Source organism: Streptomyces sp. NPDC058985 (genome assembly GCF_042740985.1).
Lineage (GTDB): Bacteria > Actinomycetota > Actinomycetes > Streptomycetales > Streptomycetaceae > Streptomyces.
In genome coordinates this window covers 82,633-102,216 of record NZ_JBHYJX010000021.1, presented here as the reverse complement: position 1 = coordinate 102,216, position 19,584 = coordinate 82,633, and the positions used below count along the sequence as shown (strand labels likewise).

Annotated in this window: 19 protein-coding genes; 8 read left to right on the top strand and 11 right to left on the bottom strand. The window is 73.4% G+C overall.

All coding sequences use genetic code 11. From position 1 onward, the window contains the following. Positions 1-34 precede the first annotated feature (34 nt). A complete protein-coding gene (locus ACFW01_RS20160; protein WP_384505166.1) occupies positions 35-913 on the top strand; it encodes an alpha/beta fold hydrolase in 879 nt (292 codons plus the stop codon). On the opposite strand, the gene ACFW01_RS20155 is transcribed toward ACFW01_RS20160, so the two are convergent. Together ACFW01_RS20155 and ACFW01_RS20150 are read right to left on the bottom strand one after the other, a co-directional pair. Continuing rightward, positions 865-1,734, bottom strand: coding sequence for an esterase/lipase family protein (locus tag ACFW01_RS20155; protein WP_384505163.1), 870 nt, complete (start codon positions 1,732-1,734; stop codon positions 865-867). The two genes, ACFW01_RS20160 and ACFW01_RS20155, sit on opposite strands and share 49 nt — an antisense overlap. A gap of 154 nt (positions 1,735-1,888) precedes the next feature. Beyond that, positions 1,889-2,383, bottom strand: coding sequence for an SRPBCC family protein (locus ACFW01_RS20150; protein ID WP_384505160.1), 495 nt, complete (start codon positions 2,381-2,383; stop codon positions 1,889-1,891). Between the two features lie 217 nt (positions 2,384-2,600). On the opposite strand from ACFW01_RS20150, the gene ACFW01_RS20145 reads away from it, so the two are divergent. The 6 genes from ACFW01_RS20145 (at position 2,601) to ACFW01_RS20120 (ending at position 9,092) form a co-directional block, all read left to right on the top strand. Then, a complete protein-coding gene (locus tag ACFW01_RS20145) occupies positions 2,601-3,248 on the top strand; it encodes a hypothetical protein (RefSeq protein ID WP_234957553.1) in 648 nt (215 codons plus the stop codon). Positions 3,249-3,297: 49 nt separating this feature from the next. After that, on the top strand, positions 3,298-5,055 hold the full coding sequence (locus ACFW01_RS20140; RefSeq protein WP_234957554.1) for a tryptophan 7-halogenase: 1,758 nt from the start codon (positions 3,298-3,300) through the stop codon (positions 5,053-5,055). Between the two features lie 224 nt (positions 5,056-5,279). Then, positions 5,280-5,729 carry a sigma-70 family RNA polymerase sigma factor gene (locus ACFW01_RS20135; RefSeq protein ID WP_234957555.1) on the top strand — a complete coding sequence of 150 codons (450 nt, stop codon included), beginning with the start codon at positions 5,280-5,282 and terminating at the stop codon, positions 5,727-5,729. 52 nt (positions 5,730-5,781) lie between these two features. Further along, positions 5,782-6,558 (top strand): hypothetical protein, encoded by a 777-nt coding sequence (locus ACFW01_RS20130; protein WP_234957556.1) that lies wholly within the window; start codon positions 5,782-5,784, stop codon positions 6,556-6,558. A gap of 54 nt (positions 6,559-6,612) precedes the next feature. Continuing rightward, positions 6,613-8,166: an AarF/UbiB family protein gene (locus ACFW01_RS20125; RefSeq protein WP_234957557.1), complete on the top strand. Its 1,554-nt coding sequence runs from the start codon at positions 6,613-6,615 to the stop codon at positions 8,164-8,166. Positions 8,167-8,216: 50 nt separating this feature from the next. After that, the gene (locus ACFW01_RS20120; RefSeq protein WP_234957558.1) at positions 8,217-9,092 is read left to right on the top strand and encodes an SAM-dependent methyltransferase; all 876 of its coding nucleotides are present in this window, start codon (positions 8,217-8,219) and stop codon (positions 9,090-9,092) included. A 65-nt stretch (positions 9,093-9,157) separates the two neighbouring features. Here ACFW01_RS20120 and ACFW01_RS20115 read toward each other — a convergent pair whose 3' ends face one another. The 9 genes from ACFW01_RS20115 to ACFW01_RS20075 form a co-directional block, all read right to left on the bottom strand. After that, positions 9,158-10,393 (bottom strand): wax ester/triacylglycerol synthase domain-containing protein, encoded by a 1,236-nt coding sequence (locus ACFW01_RS20115; protein ID WP_384505155.1) that lies wholly within the window; start codon positions 10,391-10,393, stop codon positions 9,158-9,160. 52 nt (positions 10,394-10,445) lie between these two features. Further along, a complete protein-coding gene (locus ACFW01_RS20110; RefSeq protein ID WP_384505152.1) occupies positions 10,446-11,768 on the bottom strand; it encodes an NAD(P)/FAD-dependent oxidoreductase in 1,323 nt (440 codons plus the stop codon). Beyond that, on the bottom strand, positions 11,765-12,346 hold the full coding sequence (locus tag ACFW01_RS20105; protein ID WP_234957561.1) for a flavin reductase family protein: 582 nt from the start codon (positions 12,344-12,346) through the stop codon (positions 11,765-11,767). Before ACFW01_RS20105 ends, ACFW01_RS20110 begins: the two co-directional genes overlap by 4 nt. Continuing rightward, a complete protein-coding gene (locus tag ACFW01_RS20100; protein ID WP_125492008.1) occupies positions 12,318-12,785 on the bottom strand; it encodes an aromatase/cyclase in 468 nt (155 codons plus the stop codon). Before ACFW01_RS20100 ends, ACFW01_RS20105 begins: the two co-directional genes overlap by 29 nt. A gap of 42 nt (positions 12,786-12,827) precedes the next feature. Next, on the bottom strand, positions 12,828-14,096 hold the full coding sequence (locus ACFW01_RS20095) for an aspartate aminotransferase family protein (protein ID WP_384505148.1): 1,269 nt from the start codon (positions 14,094-14,096) through the stop codon (positions 12,828-12,830). After that, positions 14,093-15,214, bottom strand: coding sequence for an SDR family oxidoreductase (locus ACFW01_RS20090; RefSeq protein ID WP_234957654.1), 1,122 nt, complete (start codon positions 15,212-15,214; stop codon positions 14,093-14,095). Before ACFW01_RS20090 ends, ACFW01_RS20095 begins: the two co-directional genes overlap by 4 nt. Before the next feature lie 61 nt (positions 15,215-15,275). Continuing rightward, entirely contained in the window at positions 15,276-16,409 is a 1,134-nt protein-coding gene (locus tag ACFW01_RS20085) for an acyl-CoA dehydrogenase family protein (RefSeq protein WP_161327624.1), read from the bottom strand. A 44-nt stretch (positions 16,410-16,453) separates the two neighbouring features. Further along, the gene (locus ACFW01_RS20080; RefSeq protein ID WP_234957562.1) at positions 16,454-17,416 is read right to left on the bottom strand and encodes a DUF2156 domain-containing protein; all 963 of its coding nucleotides are present in this window, start codon (positions 17,414-17,416) and stop codon (positions 16,454-16,456) included. Beyond that, positions 17,400-17,915, bottom strand: coding sequence for a hypothetical protein (locus ACFW01_RS20075; protein ID WP_384505144.1), 516 nt, complete (start codon positions 17,913-17,915; stop codon positions 17,400-17,402). Before ACFW01_RS20075 ends, ACFW01_RS20080 begins: the two co-directional genes overlap by 17 nt. 148 nt (positions 17,916-18,063) lie before the next feature. Here ACFW01_RS20075 and ACFW01_RS20070 point away from each other — a divergent pair, with 148 nt between their 5' ends. After that, positions 18,064-19,536, top strand: coding sequence for a PLP-dependent aminotransferase family protein (locus ACFW01_RS20070; RefSeq protein ID WP_384505141.1), 1,473 nt, complete (start codon positions 18,064-18,066; stop codon positions 19,534-19,536). Positions 19,537-19,584 lie beyond the last annotated feature (48 nt).

The window sequence follows — 19,584 nt, the reverse complement described above, 5'->3', positions numbered from 1 at the left end:
GCACCGTCGTCCGCGTGTCCCGACAAGGAGCCCCATGTCCGCAACGCTCTCCTTCACGGCCCCCACCCCGCACGGTCCGCAGGACATCACCGTCGCCTACGCGCGCGTGGGCACCGGCGAGCCCCTGCTCCTGCTGCACGGCATCGGCCACCACCGGCAGGCCTGGGACCCGGTGGTCGACATCCTCGCCACCGAACGCGAGGTGATAGCCGTGGACCTGCCCGGGTTCGGGCAGTCGTCCGCGCTGCCGCAGGGGCTGCCGCACGATCTGCCGACCACGAACGCGGTACTCGGCGCCTTCTGCGCGACGCTGGGGCTCGACCGGCCGCACGTGGCGGGCAACTCGCTGGGCGGACTGCTCGCCCTGGAGCTGGGCCGCCAGAACCTGGTGCGGTCGGTGACGGCCCTGTCCCCGGCGGGCTTCTGGACGCAGGCCGAGCGGCGCTACGCCTTCGGTGTGCTCATGGGGATGCGCCGGACCGCCCGGAGCCTGCCCCTCCCGCTGGTCGAGCGGCTCTCCCGCACGGCCGTCGGACGCACCGCGCTGACCAGTACGATCTACGCCCGCCCCGCCCGCCGCTCCCCCGAGGCCGTGGTCGCCGAGACGCTCGCGCTCGCGCACGCCGAGGGGTTCGCCGAGACGCTGCGGGCCGGACGGAACGTGCTGTTCACGGACGACGTGCCCGGCATCCCCGTGACCGTGGCGTGGGGCGACCGGGACCGGCTGCTGCTCCCCCGGCAGGGCGTCCGCGCCAAGCACGCCGTCCCACGGGCCCGCCTGGTGCGGCTGCGCGGCTGCGGTCACGTGCCGATGAACGACGACCCGGCGATGGTGGCCCGCGTCCTGCTGGACGGCAGCCGCTCTCAGGAGGCGAGCGCCACCAGCACCTCCTTCAGCACCGTCGGGTTGTAGGGCATGCTCGCGTGCGGTGTGCGGTCGTCCGGGTCGATGTCCTGGAGCACGATGTTCTTGACGTAGCGACCCTCGGTCTCCTCCAGGGCGCATGAGGTGTACGGGGTGACCACGTCGTCGTGCCGGGTGGCGATGACCGTGTGCCGGACGCCCTCGGTGGTCTCGCCGAGTTCGGCCAGCTCGCGCTGGAAGGGGTGGTCGTGCTGGAGCTGCGGCCAGGCCGGCACGACCTCCCCGACGGCGCCCTGTTCGAGGATCTCGACCGCGCCGGGGATCTGGCGGGCCAGGTTCAGCAGCCCCTGCGCGGTGACTCCGTGGTTGCTGGGCGCGATGCCGACGAAGTTGTGCACCTTGGGCCCGCCGCCCAGCGCGTTGAGGTAGTACCGCGGCATCATGCCGCCCTGTGAGAAGCCGACGACGTCGACCTGCTGGGCGCCGGTGCGCCGCAGCACGTCTTCGACGAAGTCGGCGAGCTGCCGGGCCGAGTGCTTGATGTCGCCGAGTCCGAAGATCACGGGGTTGCCGTGCTGGCCGTAGTCGAGCCGGAAGACCCGGTGGCCGTGCTGCCGCAGCAGTGGTGCCGCGGAGGTCCAGGTGTAGCCGCGGTTGCCGAAGGTGCCGTGCACCAGCACCACGGGGCGCGGATGCTCCTCGTCGGCCGGGACGTTCCAGTCGTCCTCGCCGGCCTGTACGTCGACGGTCGCGATGAGCTGCGCGGCGCCGGCCTGTCCGAGGCCGGCCAGTCGGTGCGGGGATTCGGTGAGGTCCGTGGTGACGTCCTCGGAATTGACCCCCGGGATACGGGGATTCAGGAAACTCACGACGCTCTCCCTGTCGTTGGGACGGGCCCGCCGGGATCGCCGATGGGCACGCTGCGACTTCCCAGTCTCGCGTCCATCGAATTCCACAACGATCCCTCGTCCGAGGGAAAGAATTCCCTCCATGGAGTCATTAGGGTCCGTTCTTTCGAATGCCTCACCCGGACCGTCGGAAAGCAGCGCGGCGCAGCAGCCGCACATACCAGCCGCACTCGACGGGACGGGCCACCCGCCCGGTCAGCGCCCGCTCGGCGCAGTCCATGCCGCGCTCGAACGCCGCGTCGTGCAACGGCCGGACGATCAGCGTCCAGGCCAGCCAGCGGACGCCGCGTGGGCGGACGACGAGGGTGTTGCGCAGCACCGTCCGCCCGTCGTCGAGACATTCGAGGCTGAATTCGTGGAAGCCGTCGAAGCCCGGAGGGCCGGTGAAGCGGCAGCGGACCCAGCGGCCCGGCACATAGTGGCTCACCACATACCGCACTGGTCCGTGGCCGCCGGACACACCGACGGCCAGCGGCCGTTCGAAACGCAGCGGTGGCCAGTCGGGCGGCCAGAGGCGGTCGTGCTCGCTGCCCAGCGAGTCGATCAGCGCGCCGACCCTGTCCGGTGGGACGGGCAGGGGGCGTTCATGCACGTTCAACACGGCGATCACGGGTCTGATGATGCCCGCTCCGCTTTCTGGGGAAATCCGCCGAAGGGGCGGTCGCAACGCACCACCGGAGCGCGGATTCCGCGCCGCGCGCCGTCGTCCGTACGCCAACGCGCGGGCAGTGGGCGGGCGTTGCGCGTGGGGGGTGCGACGGCGCCCGAGCGTAAGCACGGATGAGACGGAAACCGCCGGTACGGCACGCAGTGAGGGGGAGACGGCCATGGCCGCAGGGACCGAGGTACCCGAGTCCGGTGACGAGGAGGCGAGTTGGCCCGCCGCACCGCACCGGGCGCTGCCCGGCGCGTGGCAGCCCCTGCTGGGGCGGCCCGCCCTGGCGGAACTGCTCGGACACCCCCTCGTGGGCGCCGCGCTCACCCGGATGCGCCGGCTGCCGCCACGGGTCGCCCTGCACTCCCTGCGGACGTTCCTGCTGGCCGACGCCCGCGCGCGGGCCGACGGAATCGCCTACGACCGGGTCGGACTACTGGCCGCCGCGGCGTTCCACGACGCCGGGCTGGTGGGGCGCTCGCCTCTCGGGCGCGGCGGATTCCCTGGCCGGTCGGCGGAGTTGCTCGACCGCTTCCTGGCCGGCCACGAGGTGGGAGCTGCCCGGCGCGGGGCTCTGACCCGCGCGGTGCGCGAGCACATGCGGCCGTTCCCGGCGCGGGGGGCGGGGCCCGAGGCGCGGCTGCTGCACTTCGGTGCGTGGCTGGACGTCACCGGGCGCGGCGAGCGTCACGTGCCGGGAGACCGGCGGCTGCTGTCCGAGCTGGCGCCGACTCCCTGGTTCGCCGTCTCCTTCTCCGCCCGGGTCGCGGCCTGCGGGCTGCGCCGGGTGCTGCCCGCGTCCCCGGCCGCCCCACGGTGAGCGCGGAGCCGGGCAACTCGCTCTACCCGTCGCGAAAGGAACCGCAGACATGCAAGAGGACCAGCGTGTTTTCGACGTCGCCATCGTGGGTGGCGGCATCGGCGGGACGATGCTGGGGGCCGTGCTCGCCCGCAACGGCGTGCGCGTGCTGCTGCTGGAGGGCAGCGGCCACCCCCGCTTCGCCATCGGAGAGTCCACCGTCCCCGAGACCACGTTCGGCCTGCGGGTGCTGGCCCGCCGCTACGGCGTCCCGGAGATCGAGCACCTGGCGACCAACGGGGCGCTGCGCCGCCACGTGTCGTCCAGCTGCGGGGTCAAGCGCAACTTCAGTTTCGTCTACCACCGGGAGGGCGAGCCGACCCGGCCCGACGAGTGCACCCAGTACCCCACCTGGGGTCCGCCGCTCGGCCCGGACTCGCACTACTTCCGGCAGGACGTGGACGCCTACATGTTCCACGTCGCGGTGTCCTACGGCGTCACCGCGTACACCCACACCCTCGTCGACGACGTGAAGTTCGAGGAGGACGGTGCCACCCTGGTCACCCGGGACCGGGGGAGCTTCCGGGCGTCGTACGTGGTCGACGCCGGCGGGATGCGCGCCGTGCTGCCCGAGCGGCTGGGGCTGCGGCAGGAGCCGCCGTACCGCACCCGCTCGCGCACGATCTTCACGCACATGGTGGACGTGCGCCCCTTCGACACGGTGGCGCCGCCGCGCCGGGAGCACGGCATGCCCAGCCCGTTCAGCCAGGGCACGCTGCACCACATGTTCAAGGGCGGGTGGCTCTGGGTCATCCCGTTCGACAACCACTCGACCAGCACCAGCGAGCTGTGCAGCGTCGGGGTCAATCTCGATCTCGACCACCATCCCCGCCCCGACGACGTCCCGGCCGAGGAGGAGTTCTGGCGGCACGTGCGCCGGTTCCCCAGTGTGGCCCGGCAGTTCGAGCGGGCGCGCGCGGTGCGGCCGTACGTGTCCACGGACCGCACCCAGTTCGCCTCGCAGAAGGTGGTCGGCGACCGCTGGTGCCTGCTGCCGCACGCCAGCGACTTCATCGACCCGCTCTTCTCCAGTGGCCTCGCGGTCACGGTGATGGCGCTCAACGCGCTGGGCCACCGTCTCATCGAGGCCGTGCGCCAGGACGACTTCGACACCGCCCGGTTCGCGTACCTGGACCACTGGACCAAGCGCATGTTCCGGTTCTACGACGACCTGGTGTCGTGCAGCTACATCTCGTTCGACGACTTCGAGCTGTGGAACGCGTGGAACCGGGTGTGGACGATCACCACGCTGTACGGGACGAACGCGCAGAACCAGGCCGCCGTGACCTTCGAGAAGACCGGGGACACCGCCTGCTTCGACGCCCTGGAACTGCCGCCCTACCGGGGCCTGCAGGGGGTCGACAACCCATGGGTGGAACGGCTCTTCGACCAGGCGAGGGACGCGGTGCTCGCCTACCGCGCGGGCGACTCGACGAAGGAGCGGACCGTCGCCCGCATCTACGAACTGCTGCGCGAGAGCGAGCTGTGCCCGGCCGTGTGGGGCACCCTCGACCCCGAAGACCGCTGCCCCGCGGGGGTGTTCACCCTGTGGCCGCTGATGAGGATCCTGCTGTGGGGCAAGTTCCGCTCGCCGCGGCACGTCCGCGGTTCCTACTTCACCGGCGGCGCGCGGATGGTGGGCAAGGAGGCCGTCCAGGCGTACACCACCGAGCTGCGGGCCGGCGGCTCCCAAGTCCACCAGACCGTGCGGGACATGTGGGTCAACTGGAACCGGGACTGGGCACGGCGTCCGGCGCCGCGGAAATGAGCGCGAAGAATCATTCCTGCCGACCGACGGAGGCACATATTCCGGTTTGCCGCTCCAGGGCCTCGGGTAGTAAAAGCACATGGCCGAGAAATAGAAAGTCGGCCGCGATTCCCCTGCTCAATCCGAGAGACAACGGGCTGCAATCCACAATGGCGCGACATTCCACCTGCCAATCGCCCGCTGAATGCTCCTGGGAAGAAATCTTCCAGCATCAGGAACGCCTCATGCGGTTGGTTCGGCGAAGACTGCCAAGTTTTCAGGACGCCGAGGACTGCGTTCAGGAAACCATGGCCCGCGCAGCCGCCCACGCCGCGTTGGACAGGAATCGACTCGGTGCCTTTCTGACGTCCGTGGCGCTTCGCCTCTGCATCGACTTCTACCGTGACATGGACCGTCGCAGCAGACTTCTCCAGCGCGCGGTCCTCCTGGACGCCTCCGGCACGACCGAGGAGGACGTCTGCGACAGGGACTTCGGCACATGGCTCCTGGCTCAGGTGCAACACCTGCGGGGGCGGGAGCAGGAAGTCATAATCGCCCGCTCAAAGGGAATTTCCACAGCGGAATTCGCCCGCATGCACAATATCTCCGTCAAGGCGGCCGAGGCCGCCTTCACCCGGGGCCGCGCACGACTCAAGAACGTGTGCGCAAAGGCCCTGGAAGGCTGCATCCAGTAAGCCAAGGAGCGACAGCCTCCCCATCGAAGAGAAACGGAAAGGGAGACCACCCATGTCCAACAACAAGAACATCCAAGACATTTTCAAGGACCTCGTCGGCAATATGGCCGACAGCGGGAAGGAGGCGTTCGACGACATTCTCAACCGCCCGGAGAAGTCCGGCTCGTCCCGCTCCGGCAACCCCGTCGACACACTGGCCGGGCTGCCCGCGAACGCCTTCGGCGCCCTGGCCGGCGCCGTCAACCCGGCGACCGCGCTGGCCGGTGCGGCGAACCCGCTGGCGGCTCTCGCGGGCGGGGCGGGCGGGCTGGGTGCTCTGGGCGGCCTGGCCGGCGCGGGCAACCCCCTCGCCGGGCTGGGTACGGACGCCGCGAGCCAGCTGGGCAACATCGCGAACGCGGCGCAGAACCCGCTGGCCGCCCTCACCGGCGCCGCGGGCGCGGGCAACCCGCTCGCGGCCGTCGCCGGGGCGGCCAACCCGCTCGCCGCGCTCAGCGGCGCGGGCAACCCGCTGGCGGCGCTGGGCGGTGCGGCGAACCCGCTGGCCGCTGTCGGCGGCGCGGCCGGTGCCCTCGGCGGTCTCGGTCAGCTCGCCGGAGGACTCGGGCACGCGGCGGGCGGGGTCGGCGACCTGATGTCGCTGCCGACCCAGCTCACCCAGCTGCTCCAGGTGCTGCCCAAGCTCATCGAGACCCTCCAGGGCCTGCAGAACCTCACCAACCTGCCGGGCCAGGCCGCACAGCAGGGGCTCGGCGCCCTCCAGGGTCTGACCGGGCAACAGGGTGGCGGCGGCGCCTCCCAGGGCGGAAAGTCCTCGACCTCCGGCTGACCGTCGCACCACCCTCCCGTCGTCCCACCGTCCCACCTTCAAGGAGGACACACGATGGCGTCTGCCGTCGGCGACCGGCTGCGTCTCGTGGTCAAGGTCCTGGGCAGCCTCGTTGCCGACGAGGTCGGACAGGCGACACGGCTGCGGAGGCGCACCCGACAGGACCTGCGGTCCCCGGCGGAGGGCGCCGACGCCTCCGCCGGGTCCGAGCTGCGCCGTGCGAAGGCGGTGCGGCAGGCGCTGGAGAGCCTGGGACCGTTCTACGTGAAGCTCGGGCAGATCCTGTCCACCCGGCCGGACATGGTGCCGCAGTCGATCCGCGAGGAGCTGCAGAACCTGCACGACCAGGTGGACATCCAACCGTTCTCGGTGTTCGAGCCGGTGCTGGCGCGCGACCTCGGGCCGGACTGGAAGCTGCGCTTCGACGACGTCGAGACCGTCGCACCGCTCGGGGCCGCGTCCCTCGCCCAGGTGTACCGGGTGACCCTGCCCGGCGGGCGCCCGGCCGTGGTGAAGATCCAGCGGCCCGGCATCCGGGACGGCGTGCTGGCGGACATGGCCCTGATGCGCCGGGCGTCGAAGATCGTGGCCCGGGTGGCGCCGCGGTTCAACGAGGTCATCGACGTCGAGGCGATGCTCGGCTCGGTCTTCGACGCGATGGAGCCCGAGCTGGACTTCAACGGCGAGGCCCGCAACATGGACGAGGCCCGCGAGCACGTCCGGCCCTTCCGGTCACTGGAGGTGCCCCGGGTCCTGTACGCCGGGCCCCGGGTCCTGGTCCAGTCGCTGGCCGACGGCAAGTCGGTCCGGCACATCGACCGCGCCCACTTCACCGACGACGAACGCGTCGAGATCGGCAAGGACCTGCTGCGCTTCATGTACCACGGGTACTTCGTGCGCCGCTTCTTCCACGCCGATCCGCACGCGGGCAACGTCTTCGCCGCCCCCGGCGGGCCCGCCACGCTGATCGACTGGGGCATGGTGGGCCGCCTGGACCGGCGCACCAGCCTGCAACTGCTGCCGCTGTTCATGACGTTGGCCCAGAACGACGGCGCGGGCCTGGCCCAGCACTGGGCGGAGATGGGCCGGATCACCCCGTGGGCCAACATGCCGGCGTTCGCCGCCGACATGGCGGCCTTCGTGCCCAAGGTCTCCCATCTGGCGCTGGAGGACATGAACTTCGGCGTCTCGCTCACCACCGTGCTGGCGAAGGCGACCAAGCGGGGCATCGGGTCGCCCCCGTCCGTCTCACTGCTGGGCAAGTCCTTCGCCAACCTGGACGGCTCGGTGCGCTGTCTGGCTCCGGAGATCACGCTGCCGGAGGTGTTCCAGGGCGAGGTACCGAAGATCCTCTTCGCGCTGGGCCGCGAGTTCCTCGGCCGCAACCAGTTCGCCCGCAACTCCATGGAGCTGCTGCTGGCCGCGGTCACCAGTCCCGACCAGGCCCGCGGGGTGCTGTCCGACATCGCCAACCGCCAGTTCGCGCTCAACGTCCACGAGCCGCGCACCCCCGCCGCGATGGGGGGCCAGCGGCCCTCCCGCCCCTCCGGCGGACTGCTGGCCCTCGGCGCGCTCGCCGTGCTGCTCAGCCGCCGCCGGTCCGCCTGACCTCTCTCCCCCCGTCCGCCTGCCCGAACCCACCGACACGGAGGTTTCCCATGCCGGACCCCGCACGGACCCAGCCCTCGCCCCCACCGGGCACTCCCCTGCCGGACGGGCTCTCGCGGGTCGCCCTCTGGACGGCTTCGGCCCACGCGCGGGAGTTCGGGCGGTCCGCGCCCTACGTCCGCGATCCGTGGGCCGCCGACTTCGTCCGCGCGGCCGGCCTCACCGGCGGCCCCCCTGGCGACGGCCCGCTGCAACGGCTGCTGCCCGACTGGGCCGTGGTGCGCACCCGCTTCTACGACGAGTTCCTGGTGGGCGCGGCCCGGGCCGGCTGCCGCCAGGTGGTGCTGCTCGGCGCCGGTCTGGACACCCGCGCGTTCCGCCTCGACTGGCCCACGGGGACGCACGTCTTCGAGGTCGAGGATCCGGCGCTGCTGGCCTTCAAGGAGCACGTGCTGGACTGGGCCGCGCCGTCCTGCGGGCGCCGCACCACCGTGGGGGCCGACCCGGCCGGATCGTGGGGCGCGGAACTGCTCGCCGCGGGGCTGGATCCGCGGCGGCCCACCGCGTGGCTGTCCGAGACGTACCTGTACCACCTCCCGCCGCGCACGGTGGAGTCCGTCGTGCGCACGATGACGGAGCTGTCCGCGCCCGGCAGCGTCTTCGGCGCCGAGTGCGTGAACGCCGACGCCTCCTCGTCGTCGTTCGTGGCGCCGTTCCTGGATGCCCTGTCGGCGACCGGGATCTCCTGGCGGTGGCAGCTCGCCGATCCGCGGGGCTGGTGGGCCCAGCAGGGCTGGGACGCGGAGGTCGCCGACCTGTTCACGCTGCCGTACGTGGTGCAGCGGCTGGCGCCGTACCTGCCGCTGCTCTCCGAGGCCGCGGCGAAGTGCGTGTTCCTGACGACGGGGACGCTGAACGAGCGCTGACCGCCGGGCGTACGGCGAGGGCCCCGGGCGCACGCCGCCCGGGGCCCTCGCCGTGCCGCGTACTGCTACGGCCGTTCCAGTTCGAGCAGCGCCGCGAGCCACAGGTCCGGGAGCGCGTCGGCACTCGCCAGGGCCTCGTCGTGGATCACCGCGAGGCAGGCGGTGTCGTGCTGGAGCGTCAGGGTGGTGAGGCAGCGGATGCCGGCGCCGAGGCCGGAGTAGACGACGGACCGGCGGGCGGTGTTGCCCTGGTGCACGAGGGCGCTGCCGAAGTCGACGCTGCTCACCGGCCCGGCGACGGAGCGGCCGTTGACCATCCGGGTGCCGACCCGGGCGCCGATGCCCCGGGGACCCGCTGCCAGCAGCAGCCGCAGGGCGTCGCGCTGCCGGCCGGTGCGCAGGGTGTTGGTGCGGGCGACCACCCGGGTCAGGGCGTGGAGCGGGGACGGGGCGTCGCAGGGCAGCAGGACGCGGGCGATGACGAGCCGGTTGCCCGGCGCGCACTCCTCGCCCCGGGGCCGCACCGACATCGGGACCGCGACCGGCAGTGGGGGGTGTGGGGCGCCGGTGCTCTTCCGGTGCCAGGTGCCCACCGCGTGGGCGAGCGCGGCGAGGAAGACGTCGTTCACCGTGGCGCCGTGCGCGCGGCCGACGGCCCGCAGCCGGGCGACCGGGACGACGGCCTGGCACAGGGTGGTCCGGCCGCTCACCGGTACGTCGAAGGCGGGCTTGTCGGTGGCGCGGAAGGAGGCCGCCATGTCGCCGACCGCCCCGGCGAGTCCGCCCAGTACGGGCCTGCGGGGGCGATAGGGCGGCGGCCCGCCCGCGGGGTGGTCGTCGAGCAGGGCACGGGCGGTGTGCGCGGCGCCCACGCCGTCCTGGAAGGTGTGGTCGGTGCGGTAGCACAAGCTGTGTCCGCCGGAGGGGCCGTGCACCAGCCACACGTCCCAGGGCGGACGGCCGTCGCCGCCCATGGGACGGGACAGCATCAGCCGTCCGGCGCCCGCGCCGTCGTCGTCCCCGGGCAGCCACGCCTCGTGCACGTGCCGTTCGACGTCGATCCCGTCGACCCGGGAGAAGGTGCGGCTGTGCCGCGCGATGCGGTAGCGCAGCGCCGGGATGCCGGCCGCCCGTTCGGCGACCCGGGCGCGTACCGAGTCCAGGGTGGGCGCCCGTCCGGAGAACCCGAACAGGAAGCCGGCCGGCAGGGGTCTGCCGCCCATGGCCAGGTGGTAGGCGAGGTCGGCGGTGCCCATGGGCAGGGACGCCGGCAGGGCGTCGTGGGCGCGGGGGTCGTGCATCGGGAACCTCTCGTTCGGTTGCGGGACATGGGTACCGCGCCGGACCGGTCCGTCAGCACGCGTACCGCGCGACACGCCCGAGCGTGTCCACGTACCCGCGCAGCACGAACCGGCCGGGCCCGCCCACGGGCAGGCGGGGGGCCCTGGAGCGGTGCCACGGCAGCGGTTCGCCGGGGTCCGGCTCGCCCAGCAGGGCGGCGGCCACGTGCGCTCCGTGCGCCACGGACAGGGCGAGGCCGTGGCCGCAGCAGCCGCCGACGTACCAGACGTCGGGCAGGCCCTGGACCGGCCCGACCACCGGCAGGTCGTCGCCGGTCATGCCGATCCGGCCGGACCAGCGGTGGGTGACCCGGACCCGGGCGAGGTCGGGGTGCAGGGACCGCAGCCATCCCTCCAGCCGGACCCAGGCGCGCTCGCGGAGCGCCTGGAGCCGCGGAGCACCGAGCCCGGCCGGGACGGTGGCGGTGCCGCCGCCCGCGACCAGCCCCCGGTCCGGCAGCAGCCGGAAGTACGGGGCCAGCGGCACGGCGTCGACGACGGCGTGTCCCGCGCGCCCGCCCAGCGCCTCGTACGCGGCGTGGCTCAGCGGCTCGGTGGCGACCGCGTACACCTCCAGTGGCAGGACCGTGCCGACCGGCAGGTCCAGTGCCTGCGCGGCGGAGTTGACGGCGAGCACCGCCTGCCCTGCGTAGAGCCGGCCGTGCGGGAGGACCAGCTCCGGGCCGACCAGGTCACCCGGGCGCACGGCCAGCAGCGGGCTGCGGCCGTAGAACCGCACCCCCTTCTCGGCGCAGGCCCGGGCGAGGGCGCAGGTCAGGGCGGCCGGGTCGAGCGTGGCGGCGGGCCGGTGCACGAGCGCCGCCCGGTAGGGCACGCCGACGCGGTCGCGGATGCCGGCGGGGGTGAGGACCGGCATGTCCAGACCGAGTTCGCGAGCGGCGCGGGCCTGGCGTGCGAGTGCCACCAGGCCCGCCGGGGAGCGCGTGGCGATGAGCTGGTCGCCGGGGCGCAGGGCACAGGGCACGTCCAGGCGCGCGCACAGGTCGAGGACGTCCCGCACCGCCCGCTCACCGGCGCGGTGCATGCGGCGCGCGGCGGACGGGCCGAACCGGTGGACGGCTCGGTCGAGGGCGGGTCCGGCGCGCGGGCCGAGCAGGCCGGTGCCCCGGCCGCTGGCTCCGGCGGCGGGCTGCGCGGCGTCCACCACGGCGATGTCGAGGCCGGGCGCGCGCTCCGCGAGGTGGTAGGCGCAGGACAGTCCGGCCAGGCCGGCCCCGACGACGGCCACGTCCGCGGTGACCACACCGTGCAGCTGGGGCTGGGACGGCAGTTCCGCCGGGGCCCAGCGCGGCGTTCCGGCCGGCGGCCCGGTCATCCGGCGGCGTCCGGGAGCGGATCGGTCAGCGCGCCGAACCGGCGGTCGTGCCACAGCAGTGGGCGGCCGGCGCCCACGTGCACGGCGGCGACCCGGCCGACGACGAGGTGGTGGTCGCCGTAGCGGCGTACGTCCTCGGTGAGACACACCGACCAGGCGAGCGAACCGGCCAGCACCGGGACGCCCAGGACCTGCCGGGTGTCGGTGCCGGCGAACCGCTCGGCCGCAGTGGTCGTCGGAGAGGCGAACCGGCCCGCCAGGTCCTGCTGTTCCTCGCGCAGCAGGTGCACGGCGAAGGCCCGGCCGGCGCGGACGGCGGCGAGGGTGCGGGAGCCGTCGCGCAGACAGGCCAGGAGCAGCGGCGGGCGGGCGGAGAGCGAGGTGACGGCGGAGACCGTCATGCCGAGCGGTCCGTCCTCGCCACGGGCGGTCACGACGGTCACCCCGGCGGCCAGCTTCGCGTACAGGCCGAGGCAGCGGGCGGCGCCCGGTCCCGGCTCCTCGTGGAGGGGGTCGGCGGGCGGCGGCGCGTGCCGCTCGGCCGTCCGGTCAGCGACGAGCCGCAGCCGCGCGTTCATCGATCACCTCCGCGTCCGCCAGGCCCCGCAGCACCCGGGCGATGTTGGCCCGTACCGTCGACTCGGCCACCGGGTCGAGGATCTCGGCGAGGGACGGGATGCCCAGGTCGAAGGCGGCGGTGAAGACGACGAGCGTGCCGCCGTCCCGCGCCTCGCAGCGCCAGCTCCCCTCGAAGGTCTGGAAGTCGCCGCTGAGCTGTTCGAAGGTGAGGGAGTACGTCTCGGGCGAGTAGGTGTCTCGTTCCCGCCACCGCATCAGGCCGCCCCGGAACTCGACGGTCCAGTCGGAGACGGTGGAGCCGTCGGGCAGCGGCGGTTCCACGCGCACCTCGCGGAAGGTGGCGCTGTACTCGGGGTAGCGGGGGAAGTCGCTGATGCGGCGGTAGACCTCGGCGGGTGCCAGGCCGTCGGCGAGGGCGTGCAGGACCACGTGGCGCATGGGCGGGTCGGTTCCTTCCCGGAGGGTTCGCGGACGCGGGGGTCAGCCGGCCATGCGGCCGGCGGTACGGTGCAGGGCCTCGGCGAGGGTGGTGCGGAACTGGTCGAGCGCACCGTCCTCGACCACGGCGGGCGGCGTCAGCCGCAGCACCCGGGTGGAGTTGAGGGAGTGGTTGACGAGCACGCCGCGGGCGATCAGCTCCAGAAGCATCTCGCCGACCGCCTGTTCCTCGGCGAACTCGATGCCGATCAGCAGCCCCCTGCCGCGCACCTCGCGGACCAGTCCGCCCTCGTGGGGCGCGCAGACGGCCCGAACGGCTTCGAGGATGCGGGCGCCGAGCTCGGCAGCGCGGGCCACGGTGTTCTCGTCCTCCATCGCCCGTACGGTGGCCAGGGCGGCGGCGCAGGCGATCGGCGAGGCGCCGAAGGTGGAGGTGTGCAGGTAGGGGTCGCGGCTGAAGGGCGCGTACGCCTCCTCGGTGGCGGCCATCGCGGCGATCGGTACGACACCGCCGCTGAGCCCCTTGCCGGCCAGCAGCACGTCGGGGCGCACGCCCTCGGCGTCGACGCCCCACCAGGTACCGAGCCGCCCCATGCCGGTCTGGATCTCGTCCACGACCATCAGGGCGCCGTACGTCCGGCACAGCGCCCGCACCTGACGGAGGTAGCCGGGGCGGGGGATGCGGACACCGCCCTCGCCCTGGACGGGTTCCACGATGACGCAGGCCCGGTCGCGGCGGGCGGACAGGGCCCGTTCGAGGTCGGCGGGATCGTCGTAGTCGACCTGGGTGACGTCCGGCAGCAGGGGCCGGAACGGTGTCTGGTAGGTGGCGTTGGCGGTGACGCTGAGCGCGCCGAGGGTCTTGCCGTGGAAGCCCCGGCGGGTGGTGATCACCGAGGTGCGGCCCTGGGCGCGGGCCAGTTTCAGGGCGGCCTCGGTGGCCTCGGCACCGGAGTTGACGAAGTGGACGTAGTCGAGGCCGGGCGGTGTGTGGGCGGCGAGGGCCTGGGCGGCCCGGGCGGCGACCGGTTCGAGGAAGACGCGGCTGGCCAGCGGGTGGGTGTCGATCTGCCGGTGCACCGCCTCGACGACGGCCGGGTGGCGGTGGCCGAGGAGGAAGACGCCGTAGCCGCCGAAGTCCAGGAAGCGGCGGCCGTCGTCGGCGTGGATCCAGACGCCCTCGGAGCGGACCTCGGCCATGCCGCCCATGACGCGGCCCATGACGGCGCGGCCGGTACCGATGTGCTTCTGGTAGAGGTCGACCACGCCGGTGGCGTCGGCGGGCGGGGCGGCGGGGGGTGACATCGTCATGACGCCACCTCCGCCGGGGCGGCCGCGGCGGCCCGGTGCCGGCTGAGCAGGGCGGACCGTTCCTCGGCCCAGCTCTCCGCGTTGCGCACCAGCGCGGCGCGGATGCCGGCACGGGTCGGACGGGTGCCGCAGTGGGGTTCGCCGAGGGAGCTGTCGAAGGGCAGGGCGCGCTGGAAGACCAGCAGCAGCTCCGCGTAGTGCTCCAGCCGGCGGCGGACCGGGGCGGGCAGCGCGGTGCCCTCCAGCATGGGCAGCAGCAGCCGGTGCACCGCCTCGACGGGGATGAGCCGGGGGCGCTGGGGTCGGGGCAGGCCGTGGCGTACGGCGACGTCGGCGCAGACGTCGGCGAACTCCCGTAGTTCGATGGCCTGCCTGCCCGCCGTCAGCCAGTACTCGCCGCCGCCGACCCCGCCCCGGACCAGGCTGCCGACGGCCTGTGCGACGTAGTCCTGGGGGACCATGTCGATCCGGGCATCGGGGGCTCCGGGAAGCACCGGCACCTGCCCCAGGACCATCGACCCGATCGTCTTGGTGAGGCCCTGCTGACCCGCGATCCGTCCGGTCGCGGAGTCGCCCATGACGACCGAGGGCCGCACGATGACGCCCGGCACGCCCGCGTCGCGGGTCATCTGCTCGGCCCGGCTCTTGGAGTCGAGGTAGGCGGCGGCGCCGGGGAAGCGCCGGCGGTCCTCGTCGGTGGGGGTGTTGGCCACGAACGCGGTGCTCATGAGGTAAAGCGGGGCGTCGGCGCGGGCCGCGAGGTCGAGCACGTTGTCGGCGCCGCGCACGTTGGTGCGCGTGATGTTCTCCGGCGGGGTGCGCCAGTTGGTCTCGGCGGCGGAGTGCAGCACCACGTCCACCTCCAGGGCCAGTTCGTGCCAGGCCCGGGGGCTCAGTCCGAGCCGGGGAGCGACGAGGTCGCCCTGGAGTTCGCGCACCCGCGGGTCGCGCAGCGGTGTGTTGCGGCGCAGGCACAGCAGGTCGTAGTCGGGTGCCAGTTCGTCGATCAGGGCCCGCCCGAGCACTCCGGAGCCGCCGGTCAGCAGCAGGGTGGGGCGGTCGCGCGGTCCCGTACGGCCGGCGGGCAGGACGGTGAGACGCGGGTTGTCCGAGGGCATGAGGGTGTTCTCCCAACGGGTCTCGACCACCGGTGGGCCGGTGGGGCGGGGTGGGCCGGGTTCAGGCGATGGCCAGCGGGCCGTCGGCCAGGTACGCGCCGAGCGGTGGGGTCATCCGGGAGCGGGACGGCGGGTGCAGGGAGAGTCCGTTGGCGCAGGCGGCCAGGTGGCCCACCTCGTCGGACGTCATGAAGTTCAGCCCGCCGAGCAGTTCGACCGCGCGCGGCACGACGCGGGCGAGGGCGTCCTGGACGCCGTACCGCACGCACAGGGCCTGGGCGAGGGCGGACTCGTCGAGGTCGCCGCCGTCGACGCGGCGGGCGACGCCCTCGGCGGCGGCCATGGCGGCCTCGGTCTCGACGAAGAGCCGCACCCGCTCGTGGTCGGGGACGCGTTCGTTGAGCAGCACGCGCTCCACCAGGGCGCTCGCGGCGCCGAGGTAGCTGCCCGTCATCAGGACCTGGAACCAGATCAGGCCGGCGGTCTGGAGTTCGTCCAGGCGCTCGCCGGAGGTGGTCGCGGTACGCAGCACGAGTTCCGGCGGGACGAGGACGTCGGTGAGCGTGACCTGGTCGCTCTCGGCGCCGGCCAGGAAGGTGCTGGACCAGAAGCCGCTGACGCTGAGGCCCTCGCTGTCGGCGGGTACGAGGGCGACGGCGAGTTCGTCGCCCTGCCCGTCCTCGCGCGGGATCACGACGCCGGCGGTGAGCACGTCCATGGAGCGGGCGAGGCTGCACGGGCGTTTGACGCCGTTGATCCGGATGCCGTCCGCGGTCGCGGTGGCGGTCATCGAGGGGTCCAGGATGCCGGCGCCGCTGCGGCCCTCGGCGAAGCCGGAGGCGATGATGCGGTTGCCGGCGGCCACGCCCTCGATCAGCATCCACTCCAGGCCGTCACCGAGGCCGCCGAGACCGACCAGGGTGGCCATGGAGAAGTGGTGCATGGTGGTGGCGACGGCCAGCGAGGGTGAGCGGCTGCCGATGGCCCGCTGCACCCGCAGCGCGTCCAGTGCGGTGGCGCCGCGCCCCTGGTGGGACTCGGGGACGAGCAGTCCGGGCCCGCCGCTGTCCCGGAAGTGCCGGACGCCCGGGCTGCCCGGCCGCTCCAGTTCCATCAGCGGGGTCTCGCGCAGGGCCGGGTCCAGGTCGGGGAGGAGCTTGGCGAGGGTGGTGCGTTCGCGTTCGAGGAATCTCATGGGGTGCGCGGTCCTCCTGGGTGAGGCGGTGGCGGCGGTGTGGATCACACGGCGTTGGTGGCGCGCAGCAGTTGCCAGACGGCGCCGGGGCGGGGGCGGCCACGGAAGGCGATGTACTCCGGGAGGACCGCGTGCGGGGCCCATTTCTGCTTGTACTCGAGCTGGGAGGCGGCGGGGTAGACCGCGTCCCCGTGCTCCGCCAGCAGTCGGGCGAACCGGGTGAACATACGGCTGGCGCCCGGGAGTTCGTGCTCCTGGTCGAGCCCCGTGAAGGGGGTGAACCCGAAGTGCAGCCAGCCCGCGCCGTCGGTGGTCAGCCGTTCCATCACGGTCGCGTTGAGCGCCTCCATCACGCCGGGCGGCGCGCCGGGGCGGCGTCGGCTGAGGTCGTGGAGCATGCCGGGGCGGCTGCCGTAGACCGGCGAGTAGTTGATGTAGCCGACCGCCTGGCCGTCGATGCGGCCGACGAAGAGGCGGCGGTGGCGCTGGAGGTCCCCGGTCCGCTGGCCGACCAGGAAGCGCAGCTCCTTGACGTGCCGGCCCTTCTCCCGCAGCCAGCACTGGTCGATGAGGTCCAGTTCGGCGCAGTCGTCGCCGTCCCCGACCTCGGCGACCTCCAGGCCGGCCCGCCGGGCGCGGGAGATCTTGTTCCGCAGCCGGACGAACCGCGAGCCGCGCAGCGTGAAGCGGCCGAGGTCGACGGCGTAGGAGGCACCGAGCTGGTTGACGGTGAACCCGTGCGCCGCGTACAGCTCGGCGTCCGCGCGCTGCAGTTGTACGGCGACCAGACGGCGTCCGGTGTGGGCGGTGAAGGCGTCCAGCAGCCGCGCGCGGTGTTCGGGCGCCGTGAAGGGGCCGCCGAATTGCAGGGCGTAGCGTCCGGAGGTCCGATAGGCGCAGGCACCCTCGAAGCGGTCACCGTGGAAGTACGAGTTGCCGCTGTTGAGGGCGAGAAAGGAACTGGGATTGTCGCTGTGGGCGGCGAGGGTGTCAAGCACGGACGGCATCGGTGTCCTCCGTGTCGTTCATGGAAGTGCGCGCCGTACCGAATTCGCCGGAATCCACCGACGACCGGTACCGCTGCTCGAACATCAGGAAAGCCGGTGTGGTTTCCGGTTCGAAGGCGACCCCGAAGGGTTTCAGGGAGTTCCCGAACAGCGCCCGGTCGCCCATGAGATGGATCGGGAGGGCGAGCAGCGCCCATTCCGGCCGGACGAACAGTGCCCATGCCCCGGCCAGGACACCTGCCGTGACCAGGCTGTGCATCAGGTTGTAGGCAACGTAGCAGCCCCGCGGAACGCGTCGGTCCGGGCTGCGCCGGAAGGCGATGGCGCCGGGGAGATATCCGATGACGTCGATCATCACGAACAGCAGGATGAAGACGGCCCAGCGGATTTCCGTGCGGTGCTGGAAGGCGAGCACGAGCGAAACGGTGAGAAAGCCCAGCCATTCGAGTCGGGAGAGGGCGAAGGTGACCTTGGTCTCGAAACGGTTCTTGGCGTCCACGGGCGCTCCTGGATTGCGCGTACGATTCCGGGGCCGGCCGCGGCCTGCCCCCTCGCTGTGGTCTGTCACTCGGTTTACGCACCGGCGGGTCCAACCCCTCGTAAAGTGGAGGCGATTGGAGAGAACTGATGCACGGGGGACTGATCGCATGACGTCGGCCTGGGAGCTGCTGCTGCCCGCCGCCTCGGCACCGGCACGCGCGCGTGGCCGCGCGCTGCAGGCCGCGTTGCGGGAAGCGGTCCGCTCGGGCCGGCTCGCCCCGGGCACCCGGTTGCCGTCGAGCCGGGACCTCGCGGCCGACCTCGGGGTGTCGCGGAAGCTGGTGACGGACGCGTACGAGCAGCTGACGGCCGAGGGCTATCTGCGCAGCGGGCGGGGTGCGGGGACCTGGGTGGGCGACGCGGTGCGGGCGGCCCGCCCGCGCGCGCGTGACCTCGCCCCGCGCTCCCCCGGTCACCGCGCGGACTTCGTGGCGGGGACACCCGACCTGTCACTCTTCCCACGTTCGGCGTGGGCCGCCGCGCAGCGCGGGGTGCTGTCGGAGCTGCCGCACGAGGCTCTGGGCTATCCCGACCCGCGCGGCCTGCCCCGGCTGCGCGCCGCGCTGGCCGAGCTGCTGGCGCGGCGCCGGGGCGTGGTGGCGGACCCGGAGCGGATCGTGGTCGTGTCCGGGGTGGCGCAGGCGACGGCGCTGCTCGCGGGCGTGCTGCACGCGCGCGGGACTCGCACCGCCGGTGTCGAGGACCCCGGCAGCCCGCAGCACTGCGACCTGTACGCGTCGGCGGGTGTCGCCACCGTGCCGCTGCCGCTGGACGCGGAGGGGCTGGCCGTCGGCGCGCTGCGCGGCTCGGGCGTACGGGTCGTGGTGACGACGCCGGCCCACCAGTTCCCCACCGGGATCGCCTACTCGGCGCGGCGGCGCGGCGAACTCCTCGACTGGGCACGGTCCGTGGACGGTCTCGTCCTGGAGGACGACTACGACGGCGACTTCCGGTACGACCGGGCCCCGGTGGGCGCGCTCCAGGGCCTCGATCCGGAACGCGTCGCCTATACCGGCTCGGTCAGCAAGTCCCTCGCCCCGGGTCTGCGGCTGGGGTGGCTGCTGGTGCCCGAGTGGCTGGCGGACGAGGTGGTGGCGCGCAAGCGCACCACCGACCTGGGGCACCCGACGCTGGACCAGGCGGTCTTCGCCCGGTTCGTCGAGCGCGGCGACTACGACCGCCAGCTGCGTGTCTGCCAGCGCGCCTACCGCGAGCGGCGCGACGCGCTGGTGGCGGCGCTGGCGGAGCACTTCCCCGGCTCGGAGGTCACCGGCATCGCCGCCGGCCTGCACGCGATCGCCACGCTCCCCGAGCGGTACGGGCCCACCGAGCGCTTCCTCGCCCGGGTGACCGGGGCCGGAGTGGCGGTGCGCTCCCTGGCGGAGTACGGGCACGGGGTGGACAGTGGGGCGGCGGGGCGGCACGAGGTGCGGCTGGTGCTGGGATACGCGCATCTGACGCCGGGGCGGATCCGGGCGGGGGTGCGGGCGATGGCGACGGCCGCCCGGCCGGCCGCCTCGCGGGTCGGGGCGGCGGGTTGTTCACGCGGAGTTTCCGTGCGCGCCGCGCCGGACCAGTAGGCCTTGCCGTGCACACCGGCCACGGACCCGGCCGGATCCCTGCCAGGA

Excerpts from the sequence above, each read along its gene's own strand:
- ACFW01_RS20090 (WP_234957654.1), bottom strand. The coding sequence starts at position 15,214 with ATGCCCTCGGACAACCCGCGTCTCACCGTCCTGCCCGCCGGCCGTACG.
- ACFW01_RS20160 (WP_384505166.1), top strand. The coding sequence starts at position 35 with ATGTCCGCAACGCTCTCCTTCACGGCCCCCACCCCGCACGGTCCGCAG.
- ACFW01_RS20115 (WP_384505155.1), bottom strand. The coding sequence starts at position 10,393 with ATGCACGACCCCCGCGCCCACGACGCCCTGCCGGCGTCCCTGCCCATG.
- ACFW01_RS20135 (WP_234957555.1), top strand. The coding sequence starts at position 5,280 with ATGCGGTTGGTTCGGCGAAGACTGCCAAGTTTTCAGGACGCCGAGGAC.
- ACFW01_RS20095 (WP_384505148.1), bottom strand. The coding sequence starts at position 14,096 with ATGACGATGTCACCCCCCGCCGCCCCGCCCGCCGACGCCACCGGCGTG.
- ACFW01_RS20070 (WP_384505141.1), top strand. The coding sequence starts at position 18,064 with ATGACGTCGGCCTGGGAGCTGCTGCTGCCCGCCGCCTCGGCACCGGCA.
- ACFW01_RS20130 (WP_234957556.1), top strand. The coding sequence starts at position 5,782 with ATGTCCAACAACAAGAACATCCAAGACATTTTCAAGGACCTCGTCGGC.
- ACFW01_RS20125 (WP_234957557.1), top strand. The coding sequence starts at position 6,613 with ATGGCGTCTGCCGTCGGCGACCGGCTGCGTCTCGTGGTCAAGGTCCTG.
- ACFW01_RS20145 (WP_234957553.1), top strand. The coding sequence starts at position 2,601 with ATGGCCGCAGGGACCGAGGTACCCGAGTCCGGTGACGAGGAGGCGAGT.
- ACFW01_RS20140 (WP_234957554.1), top strand. The coding sequence starts at position 3,298 with ATGCAAGAGGACCAGCGTGTTTTCGACGTCGCCATCGTGGGTGGCGGC.
- ACFW01_RS20085 (WP_161327624.1), bottom strand. The coding sequence starts at position 16,409 with ATGAGATTCCTCGAACGCGAACGCACCACCCTCGCCAAGCTCCTCCCC.
- ACFW01_RS20080 (WP_234957562.1), bottom strand. The coding sequence starts at position 17,416 with ATGCCGTCCGTGCTTGACACCCTCGCCGCCCACAGCGACAATCCCAGT.
- ACFW01_RS20120 (WP_234957558.1), top strand. The coding sequence starts at position 8,217 with ATGCCGGACCCCGCACGGACCCAGCCCTCGCCCCCACCGGGCACTCCC.
- ACFW01_RS20100 (WP_125492008.1), bottom strand. The coding sequence starts at position 12,785 with ATGCGCCACGTGGTCCTGCACGCCCTCGCCGACGGCCTGGCACCCGCC.
- ACFW01_RS20110 (WP_384505152.1), bottom strand. The coding sequence starts at position 11,768 with ATGACCGGGCCGCCGGCCGGAACGCCGCGCTGGGCCCCGGCGGAACTG.
- ACFW01_RS20105 (WP_234957561.1), bottom strand. The coding sequence starts at position 12,346 with ATGAACGCGCGGCTGCGGCTCGTCGCTGACCGGACGGCCGAGCGGCAC.